The organism is Microbacterium sufflavum (assembly GCF_023101165.1).
Classification (GTDB): Bacteria; Actinomycetota; Actinomycetes; order Actinomycetales; family Microbacteriaceae; genus Microbacterium; species Microbacterium sufflavum.
This window is the reverse complement of record NZ_CP078076.1, coordinates 1,763,417-1,781,153: the sequence shown is the minus strand read 5'-3', so window position 1 is coordinate 1,781,153 and position 17,737 is coordinate 1,763,417. Positions and strand designations below refer to the sequence as shown.

Genomic DNA, 17,737 nt, shown 5'->3' with positions numbered 1-17,737 from the left:
CGCGTCAGCGCGCCTCGATCACGCTCGGACCGTTCGCCAGCGCCCGCACGGTGAGCTGTGCGGGGATCTGCTCCTGCATGGCCTCCACGTGACTGATCACCCCCACCGTGCGACCGCCCTGGCGCAGTTCGTCGAGTGTGCGCATGGCGATGTCGAGCGTGTCGCCGTCGAGTGAGCCGAAGCCCTCGTCGATGAACAGCGTGTCGAGGCGGATCCCTCCGGCGCGCGCAGTGACGACCTCGGCGAGTCCGAGCGCGAGGGCGAGCGACGTGAGGAACGTCTCGCCGCCGGACAGCGACTGCGGAGGTCGGGTCTGGCCGGTGAAGGCGTCGGCCACCACGATCCCGAGGCCCGACGCGGCCCCTCGCGCCGCCAGTGCGTCGGAGTGGCGCAGCTGGTAACGCCCCTCCGACATGTCGTGCAGGCGACGGTTGGCCGCCTCGACGATCTCCTCCAGCTCCGCGGCGAGCACGAAGGTCTCGAGCGTCATCTTGCGGGTGTTCGCGCCGCGCCCGGCGATCGTGTCGGCGAGGTTCTTCAGCACCTCGAACTCCGCCGCGTCCTCGGCCGTGCGCGCGTGCTCGTCCCCGGCCGCGGCGAGGAGTCCGGACAACCGGGCGGCGTCTCCAGCGGCGACGGTCGCGGCGTCGACGGCGGCCGACCAGAGCGCCCGGGCCTCGCTCGACACGCGTTCCGCGGCCGCGGTGTCGATCGGCTCCTCGGGCAGCGTCTTCAGCTCGAGGTCGAACAGGATCTCCCGTTCCTTCTCCCGCTGCACCGTGTGCTGAGTGATGCGGGCGTCGAGCGCCTCCTGCTCCGCCGACGAGCGCAGAGCCTCCTCCGCATCCGAGACCTCGGCGAACACCGACGCGAGCAGCGCGGCATCGCGCTCCCGGTCGGCCTCGACGACCGCCCTCTCTCGACGAGAGCGCTCCGCGCGCGCGTCCGCCAGCCGCCGGGCGACCTCGGTGCGGGCGGTGGTCTCGGCGATCCGCTCGGCGACCGATCCCGCGTCGCCACGGGCCTGCGCGATCTGCTCGTCCGCGTCGCCGTTCCGTTGCACCAGCAGCGCCAGGTGCTCGCGCGCCTGGGCCAGCGCCGCTGCGGCCGTCGCGACCTCGGAGTCCTGACGCTCCTTCCGAGCCAGAAGATCGGCGCGCACGGCCTCGAGCTCTGCCGCTCGCTGCTCCGCCTCGACCGCGGCGGTGTGCTCGTCCTCGGCGGTCCGGTACTCGCGCTCGGCGCGCTCAGGATCGCGTCCGTCGGCCTTCGCCGTCGCGGCCGCGAGCTCGGCACGGAGCCCGGCGCACGTGTCGCCGGCGGCGCGCTCCCCCGCCGCCGCCGCGTCGCGGGCGGACTCGGCCAGGGCGATGTCGTCGACCGAGACGGGGTCGGTGTGGGTGGCCGGCGCGGGATGCTCCGTCGAGCCGCAGACGGCGCAGGCCTCACCCTCCACCAGGGCCGTGGCGAGCTCCCCCGCCATCCCGTCCATGCGGCGCTGGCGCAGCTGCGCGAGCCGGGACTGCGCCGTCGCGTGCTCCGAGGTCACCCGTGCGAGCTCGGCCTCCGCTGCGTCGCACGCCGCGGCGAGACGCTCGGCCGTCCTGGCGGCATCCCACCGGTCCTTCGCGGCGAGCAGTGCGGCCTCCCGCCCCGGTCGCCCCGCGGCGAGGTCTCTGGCGGCGGCACGCTCCGCCTCCACCTCGGCGAGCTGGACCGGAAGGGCGTCGCGCTCGGTCTCGGCCGTCTCGACCCGCGCCTGCGCCGAGGCCGTATCGGCCTCCGCGGCCCGCTGCTCGGCGTCGCGCTCGGTCGCGTGCCGCTCCAGCACGACCGCGCGTTCCCACCCGCCGATCTCGCGCAGGCGCTCGGTGACCCACGCCTCCAGGTCGTCCACCTCGATGCCGTACGCCGTCCACTCCTCCGCGGCGCGCGATTCGCCTGCAACAGCCTCCGCCAGGGCCTCACGCGCGCGAGCCGCGGCCGCGATGGTCGGTCGCAGCGCCTCAGCGGCACGTGCGTTCCCGAGCTCGACCCTGGCCTCCGCGATCCGGGGCTCGTCGGCGTCGAGGCGGGCGAGGGCCGCGCGTGCCCTGTCGCGCTCGACCTGGGCGCGGCGATCCTCCCGCCGCGCCGCCAGCGCCGCGTCCGCCTCCGCCGACCGCCGCTCGGCGTCGGCACGCTCCGAGGCCCGACGCTCGGAGCGGTACTCGGCGCGAGCGAGTGCGCGCCCGAGCGCGTCGAGCCGATCCTGCACAGTGGGCGTCGTCGCGGTCTCCGTCGTTTCGCCGCCGATGTCCTCACCGCCGCCGTTCTCCCCGCCCAGGCCCGCGTCCGTCACCAGGCGCTCGGCCTCCTCGAGTCGCGCGACGACCGTCGCCAGCCGCGAACCCAGCGCCTGCTCGGCCTGTCGGCGCCGCTCGTCGAAGCGCGCCTGCACGTCTTCGAAGCGCTCGGTGCCGAACAGCCGCCGCAGCAGCGACTGCCGGTCCCGGCTTCCGGCCAGCAGGAACTCCGAGAACCGGTTCTGCGCGAGCAGGACCACCTGCAGGAACTGCTCCCTGCTCAGCTGGAGGATCTCATCGAGCTCCTGTGCCACATCGACGGCGCGCGCCGCTCGGCCGACCCACCCCGATGCGGTCGACTCCTCGAGCGAGACGGCTGCGGCCTGCTTCGTCATGCCCCCACCGCGGCGCGCGGGGCGGAGGTACTCCGGCGACCGGGTCACACGGTAGCGGCCGGACGGCGTGCTGAACTCGACCACCACTTCCGACGGGTCGTCCGGCTCGCAGTGGTCGCTGCGCAACCGCTTCTCGCCACCCTCGTACCGGGGCACCCCGCCGTACAAGCCGAAGCACACGGCGTCGAGGATGCTCGACTTCCCGGCGCCCGTGCGACCGGCGATCAGGAAGATGCCGTCGTCGGCGAACGCGTCGAAGTCGACGATCTGGCGTGCGCGGAAGGGTCCGAATCCCTCGACCTCCAGGCGGTGCAGACGCATCTAGACGAGAGCCTCCGCTCGGACGCGGTCGTCGAGCACCTCGCGGATCAGCTCGCGCTCGACCTCTGTCGCGCCCTGCCCGGCGCGCACGTGCTCGAGGAAGGCCCCGATCCGGTCGGCGTCGGTGACCGCGGAGCGCAGGCGCTGTGCGTACGAGTGCTCCTCCGTCTCACCCGTGACGATCGGCTGGTGCTGCACCATGGCGCAGTGCGGGTACGCCTCGCGAAGTCGTCGCATGGGCTCGGACTGCGGCACGGCATCGGTGTACACCGCGCACACCCAGTCGTCGGCATGGGCGGTGACGTTCTCCGTGGACAGGATCTCCGCGAAGCTGCCGGTGAGCGTGACGAGACGCCGCGGCACCGGCAGCTCCCGCCACTCGACCCGGGCGAGCCCGTCGGCGTCGAGGTCCACGAGCCAGGACCCTCGGGGCTTGTGCTGCTCGCCGAAGCTGTAGTGCAGGGGCGCTCCGGCGTACCGCACGCGCTCGCTCACCTGCTGCCGCCCGTGGATGTGGCCGAGCGCCACATAGTCGGGACCGTCGAACACGCTCAGCGGCACGACATCGAGGCCGCCCTGGCGCACCTCGCGCTCCAGGCCCTCGGTGGGCTCGACACCCGCGGCGAAGCAGTGGGCGATCGCGACGGAGCGCCCGTCGTGCTCCTGCATCCCCGCGCGGACGAGATGCATCGCATGGGCCATGGTCTGTGCCTGCGTGCGCAGCTGCCGCCCGTCGGCGTCACCCTCCGGCCAGTGCTGCCGCACGATGGCGGGCTCGAGGTACGGGATGCCGAAGAAGTGCACGGGGCCGTGGTCGTCGGCGATCGTGACGGGCCGCCCGATCGCGAGCGGATCGGTCAGCACATGGATGCCGTCGCGCAGCAGCCGCGACTGGAAGCCGAGTCGCGCCGCCGAGTCGTGGTTGCCGCTGGTCACGATGACCCGCGCGCCCGTGGCGTGCAGCGCCACCAGCGCGTCGCCGAGGAGCGTGTACGCCGCGGCGGACGGCGTCGCCGAATCGAAGACGTCGCCCGCGACGACCACGACGTCGACCCCCTCCTGCTCGACCTGGACGGTCAGGGCGGCGAGCACCTCGGCGAGCGCCTCCAGCGTGGAGTTGCCGTGGAAGGTCCGGCCGATGTGCCAGTCCGAGGTGTGCAGGATCCGCATACTCACACCGTACGAACGACCTCCGACATTCGGTCTGAGGCCCGCCGCGGGCAGCCGAGCCGGCCGGAGGAAGCACGACCGTGCACGTAACACGGCGTCATACTCGCGCCTCAGCGGCGGCGGAGGACTCCGGCTCGCTCGGGGTGCGCGGCGAACCACTCCGCCACGTACCAGCAGACCGCGTCGACCGTGCGGTCGCCCCGCTCCTCGATGTCGGCGACCGCGCCGTCGACCACGATTCCCGCGTAGCCATGGCCGCGGAAAGTCGGCACGGTGAAGGCGCGGGTCAGGGCGATCGTGTGGCCGTCGTCGCGATAGTCCAGCACGCTGACCAGCTTCCCGTCGCGCGTGAGCGTATACCGCGATGCGTCCTTCTCGTCGGTCAGGATGAAGCCGCCGACGGTGTGCGAGATCGTCATCCGTGCCACGTTACGCCCCTCCGCCACGCCCGGGCGTTTTGACATGCGTCGTCACGATCGGACATAATCCCCCCATGACCACCAACGCACGCCCTTTGTCCGCCCAGGAGGCGAACGGGACTGCCGGGATGATGATGCCCGGTCGCGTTGGCATGTGTTGCCGAATGTGTCGCTGAACGAACAGCCACCCCGCCTGACCTGACTCCTCGCCATCTGCGGGAGCAGCGTCTCGAGCATCCACCCTTGCTCGCTTCCCGGCTCCGCCGGTCATTCATGCAACGCATCCGAGCCCCCGTCGCTTCGGGCTCACGTCTTGAGGACTCCATCATCATGTCGAACTCCGCCCTTCTCGAGCGTCCCGCCACCACCGCCCCCGTCCGCACCGTCCACCCCGGCAGCGACTCCGCCGCCACCGCCGGTGCCGACCTCCCCGCCGTCCGCTCTCCGCGCGGCTTCGCCCTCTACGTCGGCCTCGACGAGATCAAGGCAGCGGAAGCCGGCGTCAGCCTCCCGCTCCTCGTCGACGCCCTCCGCCGCACCCTCGCCGAGCTCGCGCCCGGCGCCGAGACGCACGCGACCGTCGCCCTCGCCCCGCACGGCTCGGGTGGCCGCGACCTGGACGTCGTCCGGCTCGCCCTCCAGGAGCCCGGCGCGATCGCCAGGACCAAGGCCGCAGCCGAAGAGGAGACGGTGCCGGAGGAGACCGGGGTCACCGTCGACATCTCCCGCAAGCGCGTCCTGATCGACGGCGAGTCCGCCGCCTTCACGTACAAGGAGTTCGAGCTGCTGCAGTACCTCGTGCTCCGCGAGGGCCGCACGATCGAGCGCAGCGAGCTGGTCTCCGCCCTGTGGCAGGCGCAGGACGACGAGGCCCCCGGCGAGCGCACGATCGACGTGCACGTGCGCCGGCTGCGGGCCAAGCTCGGCCGCTACGAGGACATCGTCCGGACGGTCCGCGGCATCGGCTACCGGTTCGATCGCCACGCCGACGTCGTCATCCGCTACGGCCACGGCACCCCCTCGCCCGACCGCTTCTGAGAGCACGCCCGCGCGGCTCGGCCATCGTGCCGAGCACGGCCCCCGCGGGCCGCGGCGCACGCCGGGAGCCGATGTCAGGAGCGCCGCGTAGGGTGGGCGCATGACCCTCACCGCTCCGTCAGCGCCCCCTGCGGCCGTGCCGGCGGACCTGCGGCGGGAGACCGCCTACCGTCCGCCGCATCCGCTCGACCTCCGTCGCACGGTGGGGATGCTGCGCCGCGGTGGCACCGACCCGACCACCGTGTTCGACGGTCACGTCATCTGGCGCGCGGTGCGCACTCCGCAGGGCCCGTCCACGCTCGCGCTGCGCATGGCGGGGAACGCAGTGACGGCGACCGCATGGGGTCCCGGCGCCGACCACGCCCTTTCCCTCGTCCCCGCGCTCTGCGGCGCGACCGACGACCCCACCGGGTTCGACCCGTCGCACCACCCCCTCGTCGCCGAAGCCGCCCGGCGCAACCCCGGCATCCGGCTCGCCCGCACCGACGAGGTGTTCGACGCGCTCGCCTGCGCGATCCTGGAGCAGAAGGTCACCTCGATGCAGGCGTTCGGCGCGTGGCGCTACCTGGTCTCGCGCTACGGCGACCGCGCACCCGGCCCCACCCCGCGCCCGATGGCCGTCGCGCCGACCGCCGAGCAGTGGCGGCGCATCCCGTCGTGGGCGTGGCACCGCGCGGGCGTCGAACCCCCGCAGTCCAAGACGATCGTGCGCGCCGCCGAACGCGGCGACCGCATCGCGCGGGCCGTGCAGGCGGCGGAGACAGGAGCGGACCGCGACCGCGTGCTCACGAGCCTGCCCGGCGTGGGCGTGTGGACCGCGGCCGAGACGAGGATCCGCGCGCTGGGCGACCCGGATGCGGTCAGCGTGGGCGACTACCATCTCGCGCACGAGGTCGGCCACGCCCTCGCGGGTCATCGCACGGACGACGCGGGGATGATCGAGCTGCTGGAGCCGTGGTCCGGCCACCGCCAGCGCGTGATCCGGCTCATCTTCGCGAGCGGCCTGGTCGAACCGCGACGCGGACCCCGGCTCGCCCCCGAGGACCACCGTCGCCGCTGAACCGCGATACGGCCGCACGCCCACGGGGCGCCGGGACGTATGCTGAGGCCATGTCCCGCGCCGCGCTCCGGATCACCGTCACCCTCGGCCTGCTGATCGTCGGCGTGGTCGTCGGTCTCATCTTCCAGAACGTGTGGCTCGGGGTGCTGCTCGCCGCGATCGTCTGGCTCGGGTGGTTCCTGGGCTACGAGTCGCGCCGCGGCCACAACGCCGGCGTGAACGACGAAGACCACGGCATCGAGCTCTAGTAGTACACCGCGAGGGGACCGGAGGGTCCCTCGACCACCCGCACCTCGGTGTCGAACACGCGGGTCAGCACGTCGTCGGTCATGATCTGCGCGGGCGGGCCGAACTCCACCACCCGCCCGTCCTTCATGGCGCAGATGTGGTCGGCGTAGTGACCGGCGAAGTTGATGTCGTGCAGCACGATGACGATCGTGCGCCCCAGCTCCTCGGCCGCCCGCCGCAGGTGCTTCATCATCTGCACCGCGTGCCGCATGTCGAGGTTGTTGAGGGGTTCATCGAGCAGCACGACCTCCGTGTCCTGCGCGAGCACCATCGCCACGTAGGCCCGCTGTCGCTGCCCTCCGGAGAGCTCGTCGAGGTAGCGCCCCTCCAGCGCGCCGAGGTCGAGGAAGTCGATCGCCTGGCTGATGACCTCCTCGTCGTGCCGGTTCAGGCGCCCCTGGGAGTGCGGGAAGCGCCCGAACCCGACGAGCTGGCGGACGGTGAGGCGCGTGACGAAGTGGTTCTCCTGCCGCAGGATCGACACCACCTTCGCCAGGTCCTTCGACTTCGTGGACGCCACATCCAGTCCGGCGATCTCGATGGCGCCGGCGTCCATGCCGTTGAGCCGACCGATCATCGTCAGCAGCGTGGACTTGCCCGCGCCGTTGGGTCCGATGAGGGCGGTGATGCCGCCCGCGGGGATGCGGAGGTCGACGGGTCCGATCGCGACCTCGCTGCTGTAGTCACGGCGCACGCCGTCGAGTGCGATCACAGTCTGCCCTTTCGGAGGATGACGAGGAGGAACACGGTGCCGCCGACGATCTCGATCAGGATCGACACCATGCCCTGCGCGTAGAACACGTTCTTCATCACGAAGTACGCCCCGGCGAGGATCGAGAACGCGGTGAGCACCGCGACCGGGAAGATCAGCCGATGGTCGTGCGAGTCGGCGAACTGGTAGGCGAGCGTCGCGACGAGGAACCCGAGGAACGTCATCGGACCGACCAGGGCGGTCGAGGTCGCCATGAGCACCGCGACCAGCGTCAGCACGAGGAACTGCTCGCGTCGGTGATCGATCCCGAGGGAACGGGCCGCGTCGGGACCGAGCGCGAGCACGTTGAGCCGACGCGACCGCGACCACAGCAGCAGCGAGGCTCCGGCGACCAGCGGGATCGCGAGGGGGAGGTACGCCGGGTCGGCGTTCGACACGTTGCCGAACAGGCGGGCCGCGAGCACGTCGAACTCGCTCGGCGTCAGCAACCGCTGCATGAACGTGGCGATCGCGCCCAGCCCTCCGCCGATCACGATGCCCACGAGCAGCATGATCTGGAGATTGCCGTAGCGCCCCGAGAGCAACCACCCGTAGAGGACCACGGCGAGACCCACCATGATCACGACCTGGAGGGCGAACTGTCCCGCCCCCTGGACGGCGACCAGCCCCGCGACGCCGAACAGGTACACGGTGGTGGTCTGCACCACGCGATAGAGCGACTCGAAGCCCATGATCGACGGCGTGATGATGCGGTTGTTCGTGACGGTCTGGAAGCTCACGGTCGCCACGGCCTGGGCCACGGCGACGACGGCCATCACGACCACGGCGGTCGCGCGGTGCTGGGCGATGCGCCAGAACCCCGGCGTGCCGACGGGCATCGGGTTGTCCCACGCCAGGAGTCCGAACGCGGATCCGGCGGCGAGAACGGCGAGCACGACCAGCACCACGACGTAGCGGCGGCGCGCGCGCGGCGTCGTGAAGGAACCGGCCGACCGGGTCGTCGCGTCCGGCCGGGACTCCGTCGCCGTCCGCTCAGCCACGACGACGCTGCCTCAGCAGGAGGAGCACGAACACGACCGCCCCGACGACCCCGAGGATCAGCGACACGGGCACCTCGAAGGGCATGATGATCGCGCGGCCGATGATGTCGCACACGGTGACGATCGCGATGCCCAGCAGGCAGACCCAGGGCAGGTTGCTGCGCAGGTCGTCGCCGCGCACCATCGACACGATGTTGGGCACGATCAGTCCGAGGAAGGGCAGGTTGCCGACGACGACCGTCACGACGCCGGTGGTGACGGCGATCAGCACGGTGCCGAGCAGGATCATCCGGTTGTAGTTCACCCCGACGTTCGTCGCGATCTCCTCCCCCAGTCCGGCGATGGTCAGCCGATCGGCGACGAGGAACACGATCACCCCGATGAGCGCGACGATCCACAGCATCTCGTACTGGCCGCGCATGACCGACGTGAAGCTGCCGGCGAACCACACGCCGATGATCTGCAGCGAGTTCGTGACGAGCGCGAGGTAGGTGGTGATCGCGCCGACGACCGCCCCCAGCATGATGCCGACGATGGGGACGATGAGCGAGGACTTGAGCGCCACCCGCCGCAGGAAGGCGAAGAAGACCATCGTGCCGACGAAGGCGGCCAGCACGGCCCCGGCCATGCGCAGCGGCAGGGACGGCTGCGGCACCAGCAGCATCACGGCGAGCAGGCCGAGGCCCGCCCATTCGGTCGTGCCGGTCGTCGTCGGCTCGACGAAGCGGTTCTGGGTGAGCAGCTGCATCACCAGGCCCGCCATCGCCATCGCGGCCCCGGCCAGCACGAGGGCGATCGTGCGGGGCACGCGGGTGATCTGGAACATCTGCGCGCCGTCGTCGGCACCGGCGATGTCGTAGACGCCGGTGACGAGCGAGAGCGCCAGGAGAACCGCGACGACGAGCACCCCGAGGAGCAGCTTCGGGTCGAACAGCCGCGCGGACGATCGCGGCGTCGGGGCGAGGAGAGGAGAGGTCATGGGGGGATGCCGGTGGCGGCGCCCTGATCGCGGGCGCCGCCACCCGGCCCTTACTTGTCGGCGCTCTTCTCGAGCGCGTCGGCGAGGTCGTTCAGGAACGCGGTGTACGTCTGGATGCTCTCGTTCAGGTACGTGTCGGTGGGCATGTAGACGATCTGCTCGTCCTTCACCGCGGTGACGCCGGCGAGGGCCTCGGAGCTCTCCAGGATCTCGGCGGCCTGCACGTAGTCGGGCGTCTCCGCCGCGAACACCGCGTCGCGGTCGAGCACGAGGATCCAGTCGGGGTTCGAGGCCGCGATCGCCTCGACCGAGATCTCGTCGCCCTGGTGGTCATCGCTCGCGTCGTCGACCTCGAGGGCCGGCGTGAGGCCGAGGAGGTCGTAGATCGGGCCGAGCGAGCGGCCGACGGTCGGAGCGAGGTAGCCGATCTGGCCGCCCGAGGTGTTGACGGCCATGACGGTGTCGGCCTCGTCGTAGGCGGCCTTGGCCCGCTCGACCGCGGCGTCGAACTCGTCGACCAGCTTCTGCGCCTCGTCCTGCTTGCCGAAGATCTCGCCGAGCACGGTGGTCTGGCGCGTGAGTTCGGCGTCGAACGCCTCGCCGTCGCGCGGTTCGAGGTCGATGATCGTGGCGTCGGGCACGAGCTCGGCGATCGCGGCGTTGTGCTGCGTGAAGCGCTGACCGCTGATGATGAGATCGGGGTCGGCCGCGACGATCGCCTCCAGGTCGGGCTCGGTGTGCAGGCCGATGTCGACGATGCCGTCGTCCTTCGCGTACGACACGGTCTCGGGCATGAGGGAGACGGCGCCGGCGGAGAGCTCGATGCCCCAGTCGGACAGGGTCTGGAAGGTGCGGTTGTCGAGGGCGACGACCGAGGCGGGCGGGGTGGCGATCTCGTGTTCGCCCGTGTTGTCCTCGACGGTCACGGTGCCGGAGGCGGCGGCGGTCTCCTCGGGTTCGGCTTCGGTGCCGGTGGCGCAGCCGGAGAGCGCGAGCAGGCCGACCAGGGCGACGCTGGTGGCGGTGAGGGTTCTGGGCACGGACATGGAGAGACTCCTGTTCTGCGGGGTGGTCGCGCACTCGAGGGCGCCGGTCAGACGGAGCGGATCGCAGGGAACCATCCGTCGTGCTTTTTAGGTTAGCCTTACTTTATGAGCGATACGAAATCCGGCTTCACGATCGAGCGCCGCGGCCTCGAGCTGCGCTTCCGCACCGTCACCCTGACCGCGCGCGAGTGGCTCGCCCCGGACTTCGTGCGCGTGCGCCTCGCCGGGCCGGACCTCGCCGGATTCGACTCCCCCGGCGCCGATGACCACATGCGCCTGTTCTTCCCGGACGGCCCCGTGGAGTCGGTGGAGGAACTGCGCGCCGCGCCCAGCCGCGAGTACACGCCGCTCGCGTGGGGCGAAGACTGGCTCGACGTCGAGTTCGCGGTGCACGGCGACCAGGGCGTCGCCGCACCGTGGGCCGCCACCGCGCCCCTCGGCGCCGAGATCGGCGTCGGCGGTCCGCGCGGCGCCGCCGTCGTCACCGGCACCCCCGGCTCCTGGCTGCTCGTCGGCGACGAGACCGCGATCCCCGCGATCCGCCGTTTCGCCGCGCTGATCCCCGACGACGCCCCGGCCCGCATCGTGATCGAGACCGTAGCCGAGAGCGGCGAGCTCGACCTCGCCGCCCCGGTACCGGTGCAGTGGCTGCACCGCGGGGACGACCCGGCCGGCTCGGCGCTGATCGCGTTCCTGGAGTCGCTGTCGGGAGACGACATCGTCGGCACCGATCCGTTCGTGTTCATCGCGGCGGAGCAGTCGATCGTCAAGCCGGGTCGCGCGCTGCTCGACCGGTGGGGCGTCGACACCGCGAAGGCCGTCGTGAAGGGGTACTGGAAGCGGGGCGAAGCCGAGTATCACGCTCCCCACTGACACCGTCCGCGATCGCTGACAGACTGGGCCGATGGCACTCCTCGATCACCTGGGCATCACCGTCGGCGACCTCGAGCGGGGGCGGGCGCAGTTCCATCCCGTCCTGACCGCGCTCGGCTACGAGTCCGGCGGGGAGGACGACCACTCCATCTCGTGGCACAACGGCGACGAGACCGAGATCATCCTCTACACGTGGGACGAGGACTCGGAGCCGCACCGGCACGGACGCATCGGGTGGCAGCACCTCGCCTTCGCGATGCCGTCGCGCGCGGAGGTCGACCGCTTCCACGCGCTCGCGCTCGACGCCGGGTGGAGCGCGGTGCGGGAGCCCAAGGAGTATCCCCGCTACTCGGAGCGCTACTACGCCTCCTTCGTGGAGGACGCCGACGGCATCCGCGTCGAGTTCATGTACAACCCGCCGAAGGACGCCTGACCGCGCCGTCGCAGGACCACTCTCTCTGCACCGATACGCGCCGAGCAGCCCGTCCCGCGGTTCTCGGAGACGTGGCCGGAGCCGGCACCAGGATGCTGGCAGGGTGGATCATCCGATGCGACGATGAGGAGATGGAATCGATGGATGCGGCACAGATCTGGACGATGATCGGCGCGTTCACCGCCCTGATGTGCGGCACCCTGACCGTGATGTCGACGATGTTCGTCCGCGTGCTCCGCAGCGAGGTCGGCGGGCTCCGCAACGAGATGAACGGCCGCTTCGATGCGGTCGACGCCCGCTTCGCGACGGTCGACGCCCGGTTCGACGCCGTCGACGCGCGCTTCGATGCCGTGCACACCCGCATCGACGCCGTGCACACCCGGATCGACGGTCTCGACCGCGACGTGCAGGCCCTGGTGAAGCGCACGTTCGGCCTCGACCGCGACGCCTGACGCGGCCGATCCGTCCGACCGCGCTGCTCGCCCGGCCGTCAGGCGACCGGTGCCGCCTCAGCCTCGACCGCGCGATCCGTGAACGCCTGCTTCGGCACGAACAGCAGGAGCACCGCAGCGGCGAGCGCGGTCGCCCCGCAGACGACCCACACCGTGACATACCCCGCGAGCGACCCCGCCGTCCCGTCGGCGACCGCGCCCGCACCACTCGCGACGCCGTGCAGGAGTGCGATGCCGAAGACGCACGAGGCGATCGCACCGCCCACGGTCTTCACGGAGTTGGTGAGCCCGGTCGCGACGCCCGTCTGCGTCGCCGGAGCCGCCGACGCCGCCGCGGCCGGCAGCGCCGCCACGAGGGCGCCGGAGCCGAGCCCCACCACGACCATGTTCGCGATCACCTGCCCATAGGCGTCGTGGAACGGCAGGAACAGCAGGAAACCGATGCCCACCAGCACCGACGCCCCGAGGAGCGTGATCCGTGGCGACGCCCAGCGCGCCACGACCGGGAACAGCAGCGCGCCCGCGATCATCGCGACCAGGTACACCCCGATGATCAGCGACGTCGCGAAGCCGGTCGTCCCCAGCCCGTAGCCGTACACCTCCGGGTCGGTGCGCGCGAAGGTCGACAGCGGCGCCTGCGCGCCCAGCACGCTCACCCCGAACAGTCCCGCCGTGAGGAACACGGGCCCGAGCGCCGGAGACCGGAACATGCGCACGTCGATCAGCGGGTCGTCGCAGCGCAGCTCCCACCGCACGAACGGCACGACCAGCAGAAGCCCCAGCGCCACGACCGCCCACGACCACGGGTTGCCGAGGCCGCCCTCGAGGCGCAGCAGGCTGAGCCCGCCCGTGAAGCACAGCAGCGCGAGGGAGATCAGCACCAGGCCGACCGTGTCGAACACGCCGCCGGTCGGCTCGGGCGACTCCCGCACGCCGAACAGGATCACGAAGAAGCACACCACGATCAGCACGGCGGGCACGAGCAGCACGACCGTCAGCGGGAGGGCGTCGATCAGCGCGCCGCCGACGAGGGCGCCGATGATCGCCCCACCCTCCAGGGCGGCGACCAGGAGGCCCGCCGCCTTCGCCGTGATCGACGAGCGCCCCTCCATGCGCCGTGACCGCGACCAGATCAGGGCGATCTCCAGCGGCAGCCACACCACGTAGAAGCCCATGAGCGACCAGGCGAGCAGGAACACCGCGAACGAGTCGGTGAACGGCAGCACGAGCGCGGCGGCCGCGGTCACGGCGGTCGAGATCAGCAGCATGCGCTTGTGGCCGAGCATGTCGCCGAGCTTCGCGAACGCCGGCACCACGAGTGCCGACAGCATCAGCTGCGACCCCTCCAGCCAGTTCACGTCGGCGTCGTGGATGCCCAGGTGGCGGGCGATGTCGCTGAGCATCGGCGTGTAGTACCCCTGGAGCACGCCGCTGGTGAACTCGACGAACGCGAGGAAGCCGACGACCACGGCGAGGGTGCCCAGGGTGCGGGTGCGCGTCATCGCGTCTCCTGCTTCGAGAGGTCGGGTGCCGGGGTGGATCCCGGAGGGGGTGAGATCACCCTAGTCGTTCGAGGAGGGAGCGATGGAACCGCTCCCCCCGCTCCAGCGCCGCGATCTCCACGCTCTCGTCGACGCCGTGGATCGATGCGCGCTGCGCATTCGACATGTCCAGCGGCGCGAAGCGGTACACGGCCGGGGCGAACCGGTGGAAGTGCCGGGAGTCGGTCGCCGCCATCATCACGTACGGCACGGCGGGGACGCCGGGGTGCGAGACCTCGAGCGCCGCGGCGAGCAGGGCGAACTGCGCGTTCTCGGTCGACGACTCCGGCGACGGCTCACTGGCCTCCACCACCTCCACGGAGACGAGCGGATCGCGCACCCGTCGACGCACGCGGTACACGGTCTGCTGCGTGGTCTCGCCGAGCGCGATGCGCAGGTTCACCGTGGCCGACGCCTGCGAGGGCAGCACGTTCGCGGCGGTGCCGCCCGACTGCATGGTGGGCGCGACCGTCGTGCGCACCAGCGCCGCGGGCTCGCCGCCCAGCGCCGCGAAGAGCCGCGCGGTGAGCGGTGGCGTCGCGGCGAGCAGCCGCAGGAGGTGCCGCGCGGGTCCCGGCGTCTGCGCGCCGAGCACGCCGAGCATGCGCAGCACCGCGGTCGAGGCGCGCGGCCGGAAGGTGTCGGGGCCGAGGCGGTCGACCGCGCGGGCCACGCGGCGCACGGCCGTGAGTGCGGGCGGGGCGGAGGCGTGCCCGCCGTCGCCGCGCGCCGAGAGCCGCAGCGTCATCACGCCCTTCTCACCGACACCGATCATCGCGGCACGCCCGGGGACGAAGGGCAGCGGTGCGTCGACGACCGCCCCGCCCTCGTCGATCACGAGCCACGGCACGATGCCGCGGGCGCGCAGCACCCGCGCGATCTCCTCGGCCGCCCGCCCGTAGGTCTCCTCGTTCCCGCCGAACGACAGGTACACGTCGCGCGGCGGACGGAAGCCGTCGGCGAGCAGGTTCTCGACGGCCTCGAGCACCACGATCAGCGGCCCCTTGTCGTCGAGCGCCCCGCGCCCGTGCACCGAGCCGTCGGCGATCACCCCCGCGAACGGCGGATGGGTCCAGGCGTCGCTCTCGTCGACCGAGACCACGTCGTAGTGCGCCATCAGCACGACGGGTCCGTCCGTCACCGCTCCCGTGCCCGCCCAGTGGAACAGCAGCCCCAGGTCGGTGTGCCGCTCGAGCGTCAGCGCCGCGTGCGTGCGCGGGTACAGCTCGGCGAGCAGCGCCGCGAACTCCTCGAACGGCGCGAGGCCGCGTTCGTCCAGCTCCGCGGAGACGGTGGGGAGGCGGATCATGCGGGCGAGGCGCTCGGCGATACCGGGACGCACGGTGGGGGTCGTCACCCTCGTCATGCTAGCGACCGCGAGGATCCCGGCCACTGCGTGAGCTTGTCGGGGTTGCGCACCGCGAAGACCTCGGCGATCCGGTCGCCGCGCACGACGAACGAGAACACCGCGTCCGCATCCCCATCGAGCGTCGCGAGCAGTGCGAGCCCGTCCGGCGCAGGCACGAGGGCGACCTCGGCCTCGGGGTTGCGGCGCGCGATGCCGAGCACGAACCGGGCCACGTGGTCGGCCCCCACCACGGGTCGCAGTGCCGCGGACTTCTTGCCTCCGGCGTCGGAGCGGAGCACCACGTCGGGGTCGAGCAGCCTCACGAGCCGGTCGAACTCACCCGTGGCCGCCGCGCCGAGGAACGCCCGCACCACCGCGTCGTGCTGAGCTCGGTCGGCGACTCCGGATCGCCCAGCCCGCACGCGTCGGCGCCCCTGCGAGGCGAGCTGCCGGACCGCGGCGGGGGTGCGTCCGACCGTCTCGGCGATCTCGGCGAACGGCACGCCGAAGACGTCGTGCAGCACGAAGGCCACACGCTCGGCGGGCGTGAGCGACTCCAGCACCACGAGCAGCGCCAGGCCGACGGATTCGTCCAGGGTGAGGCGGTCGAGCGGGTCGGGGTGCGGCGGCCCGGCGAACGCGGAACCGTGCGGCACCGGCTCGGGCAGCCACGGGCCGACGTAGGTCTCGCGGCGGGCACGCGCCGATCCGAGCACGTCGAGACAGACGCGCCCGGCGACCCTCGTCAGCCACGCGGCCGGGTTAACGATCGCCGCTCGCTCCGCGGGCGACATCCGATACCAGCGCGCGTAGGTCTCCTGCACGGCGTCCTCCGCGTCGGCGACCGTGCCGAGCAGGCGGTACGCGAGGGCCAGCAGGGGTCGCCGCTCGGATTCAGGGGCTTCGAGGTCGTCCATCGTCTCCTATCCTGGCCCTGCGTGACGCACGCGGGCACGGCGGATGTCGCCGATCGCCTCACATTCGGGCGGGCTGCATCGTCGGAGAGGCAGGACCATTCCCGAGACGAAGGAGAACGCACGCATGAGAATCGCTGTCGCCGGTGGCACCGGCGTCGTGGGCAGGCACACCGTGGACGCGGTCCGGGAGGCGGGGCATGACGCGGTGGTGCTCAGCCGCTCGACCGGCGTCGATCTGGTGAGCGGGAGAGGGCTGTCCGAGGCGCTGCGCGGAGCGGACGCGGTGATCGACGTCGCGAGCATCGAGACGCTGAAGGCGAGCGCGGCGATCGAGTTCTTCACCGCGGCGACAGGCAACCTGCTGTCGTCCGCCGCCGACGCGGGCGTGCGACACGCGGTGCTCCTCTCGATCGTCGGCGTCGACCGCATCCCCTACGACTACTACGCGGGCAAGGTCGCGCAGGAGAAGATCGTGGAGGCGTCGCCCGTGCCGTGGACGATCCAGCGCGCCACCCAGTTCCACGAGTTCGCCGCGCAGATGTTCGCCCGCGCGACGCTCGGCCCGCTCCACGTGGCACCCCGGGCCCGCACGCAGCCGGTGGCCGCCCGCGAGGTCGGCGAGCGTCTCGCAGCTCTCGCCGTCGGGGAGCCGCGGGGTCGCGTGGCGGACGTCGCCGGGCCGCGAGAGGAACAGCTGGCCGACATGATCCGGGCATTCGCGCGACACCAGGGCTACCGCGGCTGGGTTCCGGCGCTGAGCGTGCCCGGCCCGCAGATGACGGGGATGCGGGAGGGCAAGGCGCTTCCGGGACCCGATGCCGACCTCGGCCGGCAGACGTTCGCGGAGTGGCTCGCGGAGACCGCGCACCCCTGACCCTCCCTCCGGCACCGCACCTCCGGGACGGGGTGTCGGCGCGGTCGTGCCCCTGCTCTTGCGACGGCGCGCGACGGAGCGGAGACTGAGGCGCGGCGGGGATCCTCAGCAGTCCGAACACGACCAGGAGCAGTCATGCCCAATCTCAACCCGTACCTGTCGTTCCGCACCGAGGCCCGGGAGGCGATGGAGTTCTACCGGAGCGTCCTCGGCGGTGAGCTCGACATCAGCGTCTTCGGCGAGTTCCCCGGCATGGTGCAGAGCCCGGAGCAGCAGGACCTCGTGATGCACGCGCAGCTCACCACCCCGGACGGTCTCGTGCTGATGGCCTCGGACACCCCCGACGGCATGACCTACGAGAAGCCGCAGGGCATCTCCGTGTCGCTGAGCGGCAACACCCAGGAGGTCACGCAGCGCGTGTGGGACCGGCTCTCGGAGGGTGCGACCATCACGATGCCCCTGGATGTGCCGCCGTGGGGCGGGACGTTCGGCATGCTCGTCGACCGGTTCGGCATCGTCTGGATGCTGCACGGCGACCCGGAGTAG

18 protein-coding genes are annotated in these 17,737 nt (G+C 71.9%); 8 read left to right on the top strand and 10 right to left on the bottom strand.

Translation table 11 applies throughout. The features are described from left to right. Nucleotides 1–4: 4 nt before the first annotated feature. The 3 genes from KV394_RS17385 to KV394_RS08700 all read right to left on the bottom strand — a co-directional run bounded on the left by KV394_RS17385 (nucleotide 5) and on the right by KV394_RS08700 (nucleotide 4,590). A complete protein-coding gene (locus KV394_RS17385) occupies nucleotides 5–3,001 on the bottom strand; it encodes an AAA family ATPase (RefSeq protein ID WP_282187157.1) in 2,997 nt (998 codons plus the stop codon). Then, complete coding sequence (locus KV394_RS08705) at nucleotides 3,002–4,171, bottom strand: exonuclease SbcCD subunit D (protein WP_247982820.1); 1,170 nt, start codon at nucleotides 4,169–4,171, stop codon at nucleotides 3,002–3,004. It lies immediately after the preceding gene. Nucleotides 4,172–4,281: 110 nt separating this feature from the next. Further along, the gene (locus tag KV394_RS08700) at nucleotides 4,282–4,590 is read right to left on the bottom strand and encodes a GNAT family N-acetyltransferase (protein WP_136030613.1); all 309 of its coding nucleotides are present in this window, start codon (nucleotides 4,588–4,590) and stop codon (nucleotides 4,282–4,284) included. Nucleotides 4,591–4,920: 330 nt separating this feature from the next. Here KV394_RS08700 and KV394_RS08695 point away from each other — a divergent pair, with 330 nt between their 5' ends. The 3 genes from KV394_RS08695 to KV394_RS08685 all read left to right on the top strand — a co-directional run bounded on the left by KV394_RS08695 (nucleotide 4,921) and on the right by KV394_RS08685 (nucleotide 6,936). After that, nucleotides 4,921–5,628 (top strand): winged helix-turn-helix domain-containing protein, encoded by a 708-nt coding sequence (locus KV394_RS08695; protein WP_136030611.1) that lies wholly within the window; start codon nucleotides 4,921–4,923, stop codon nucleotides 5,626–5,628. 100 nt (nucleotides 5,629–5,728) lie between these two features. Further along, a complete protein-coding gene (locus KV394_RS08690; RefSeq protein WP_247982819.1) occupies nucleotides 5,729–6,688 on the top strand; it encodes a DNA-3-methyladenine glycosylase family protein in 960 nt (319 codons plus the stop codon). A gap of 50 nt (nucleotides 6,689–6,738) precedes the next feature. Further along, the gene (locus KV394_RS08685; RefSeq protein WP_136030607.1) at nucleotides 6,739–6,936 is read left to right on the top strand and encodes a hypothetical protein; all 198 of its coding nucleotides are present in this window, start codon (nucleotides 6,739–6,741) and stop codon (nucleotides 6,934–6,936) included. On the opposite strand, the gene KV394_RS08680 is transcribed toward KV394_RS08685, so the two are convergent. The 4 genes from KV394_RS08680 to KV394_RS08665 are packed head-to-tail and all read right to left on the bottom strand — an operon-like array spanning nucleotide 6,933 to nucleotide 10,753. Continuing rightward, on the bottom strand, nucleotides 6,933–7,688 hold the full coding sequence (locus tag KV394_RS08680; RefSeq protein ID WP_136030605.1) for an iron ABC transporter ATP-binding protein: 756 nt from the start codon (nucleotides 7,686–7,688) through the stop codon (nucleotides 6,933–6,935). The genes KV394_RS08685 and KV394_RS08680 overlap by 4 nt on opposite strands. After that, complete coding sequence (locus KV394_RS08675) at nucleotides 7,685–8,728, bottom strand: iron chelate uptake ABC transporter family permease subunit (protein ID WP_247982818.1); 1,044 nt, start codon at nucleotides 8,726–8,728, stop codon at nucleotides 7,685–7,687. Before KV394_RS08675 ends, KV394_RS08680 begins: the two co-directional genes overlap by 4 nt. Continuing rightward, entirely contained in the window at nucleotides 8,721–9,707 is a 987-nt protein-coding gene (locus KV394_RS08670; protein WP_247982817.1) for an iron chelate uptake ABC transporter family permease subunit, read from the bottom strand. Before KV394_RS08670 ends, KV394_RS08675 begins: the two co-directional genes overlap by 8 nt. A gap of 50 nt (nucleotides 9,708–9,757) precedes the next feature. Further along, a complete protein-coding gene (locus tag KV394_RS08665) occupies nucleotides 9,758–10,753 on the bottom strand; it encodes a siderophore ABC transporter substrate-binding protein (RefSeq protein WP_136045930.1) in 996 nt (331 codons plus the stop codon). A 105-nt stretch (nucleotides 10,754–10,858) separates the two neighbouring features. Between KV394_RS08665 and KV394_RS08660 the strand changes: the two genes are divergently transcribed. From KV394_RS08660 to KV394_RS08650, 3 genes are all read left to right on the top strand, one after another. Further along, nucleotides 10,859–11,626 carry a siderophore-interacting protein gene (locus KV394_RS08660; protein WP_136045929.1) on the top strand — a complete coding sequence of 256 codons (768 nt, stop codon included), beginning with the start codon at nucleotides 10,859–10,861 and terminating at the stop codon, nucleotides 11,624–11,626. Between the two features lie 31 nt (nucleotides 11,627–11,657). Next, nucleotides 11,658–12,059, top strand: a complete 402-nt coding sequence (locus KV394_RS08655) for a VOC family protein (RefSeq protein WP_136030594.1) — start codon at nucleotides 11,658–11,660, stop codon at nucleotides 12,057–12,059. Nucleotides 12,060–12,199: 140 nt separating this feature from the next. Continuing rightward, the gene (locus KV394_RS08650) at nucleotides 12,200–12,511 is read left to right on the top strand and encodes a hypothetical protein (RefSeq protein WP_136045928.1); all 312 of its coding nucleotides are present in this window, start codon (nucleotides 12,200–12,202) and stop codon (nucleotides 12,509–12,511) included. 38 nt (nucleotides 12,512–12,549) lie between these two features. On the opposite strand, the gene KV394_RS08645 is transcribed toward KV394_RS08650, so the two are convergent. From KV394_RS08645 to sigJ, 3 genes are read right to left on the bottom strand one after another with little or no spacing between them, the layout of a single operon-like run. Beyond that, entirely contained in the window at nucleotides 12,550–14,013 is a 1,464-nt protein-coding gene (locus KV394_RS08645; RefSeq protein ID WP_136030589.1) for an MFS transporter, read from the bottom strand. Nucleotides 14,014–14,068: 55 nt separating this feature from the next. Further along, nucleotides 14,069–15,409 (bottom strand): M20/M25/M40 family metallo-hydrolase, encoded by a 1,341-nt coding sequence (locus KV394_RS08640; RefSeq protein ID WP_407665465.1) that lies wholly within the window; start codon nucleotides 15,407–15,409, stop codon nucleotides 14,069–14,071. 5 nt (nucleotides 15,410–15,414) lie between these two features. Further along, nucleotides 15,415–16,317: an RNA polymerase sigma factor SigJ gene (sigJ, locus tag KV394_RS08635; RefSeq protein ID WP_247982815.1), complete on the bottom strand. Its 903-nt coding sequence runs from the start codon at nucleotides 16,315–16,317 to the stop codon at nucleotides 15,415–15,417. Between the two features lie 124 nt (nucleotides 16,318–16,441). Between sigJ and KV394_RS08630 the strand changes: the two genes are divergently transcribed. Then, a complete protein-coding gene (locus KV394_RS08630; RefSeq protein WP_247982814.1) occupies nucleotides 16,442–17,191 on the top strand; it encodes an SDR family oxidoreductase in 750 nt (249 codons plus the stop codon). A gap of 135 nt (nucleotides 17,192–17,326) precedes the next feature. Then, entirely contained in the window at nucleotides 17,327–17,737 is a 411-nt protein-coding gene (locus KV394_RS08625) for a VOC family protein (RefSeq protein ID WP_247982813.1), read from the top strand.

Coding starts and splice junctions, on each gene's coding strand:
- KV394_RS17385 (WP_282187157.1), bottom strand. CDS start 3,001: ATGCGTCTGCACCGCCTGGAGGTCGAGGGATTCGGACCCTTCCGCGCA.
- KV394_RS08705 (WP_247982820.1), bottom strand. CDS start 4,171: ATGCGGATCCTGCACACCTCGGACTGGCACATCGGCCGGACCTTCCAC.
- KV394_RS08700 (WP_136030613.1), bottom strand. CDS start 4,590: ATGACGATCTCGCACACCGTCGGCGGCTTCATCCTGACCGACGAGAAG.
- KV394_RS08695 (WP_136030611.1), top strand. CDS start 4,921: ATGTCGAACTCCGCCCTTCTCGAGCGTCCCGCCACCACCGCCCCCGTC.
- KV394_RS08690 (WP_247982819.1), top strand. CDS start 5,729: ATGACCCTCACCGCTCCGTCAGCGCCCCCTGCGGCCGTGCCGGCGGAC.
- KV394_RS08685 (WP_136030607.1), top strand. CDS start 6,739: ATGTCCCGCGCCGCGCTCCGGATCACCGTCACCCTCGGCCTGCTGATC.
- KV394_RS08670 (WP_247982817.1), bottom strand. CDS start 9,707: ATGACCTCTCCTCTCCTCGCCCCGACGCCGCGATCGTCCGCGCGGCTG.
- KV394_RS08665 (WP_136045930.1), bottom strand. CDS start 10,753: ATGTCCGTGCCCAGAACCCTCACCGCCACCAGCGTCGCCCTGGTCGGC.
- KV394_RS08660 (WP_136045929.1), top strand. CDS start 10,859: ATGAGCGATACGAAATCCGGCTTCACGATCGAGCGCCGCGGCCTCGAG.
- KV394_RS08655 (WP_136030594.1), top strand. CDS start 11,658: ATGGCACTCCTCGATCACCTGGGCATCACCGTCGGCGACCTCGAGCGG.
- KV394_RS08650 (WP_136045928.1), top strand. CDS start 12,200: ATGGATGCGGCACAGATCTGGACGATGATCGGCGCGTTCACCGCCCTG.
- KV394_RS08645 (WP_136030589.1), bottom strand. CDS start 14,013: ATGACGCGCACCCGCACCCTGGGCACCCTCGCCGTGGTCGTCGGCTTC.
- sigJ (WP_247982815.1), bottom strand. CDS start 16,317: ATGGACGACCTCGAAGCCCCTGAATCCGAGCGGCGACCCCTGCTGGCC.
- KV394_RS08630 (WP_247982814.1), top strand. CDS start 16,442: ATGAGAATCGCTGTCGCCGGTGGCACCGGCGTCGTGGGCAGGCACACC.
- KV394_RS08625 (WP_247982813.1), top strand. CDS start 17,327: ATGCCCAATCTCAACCCGTACCTGTCGTTCCGCACCGAGGCCCGGGAG.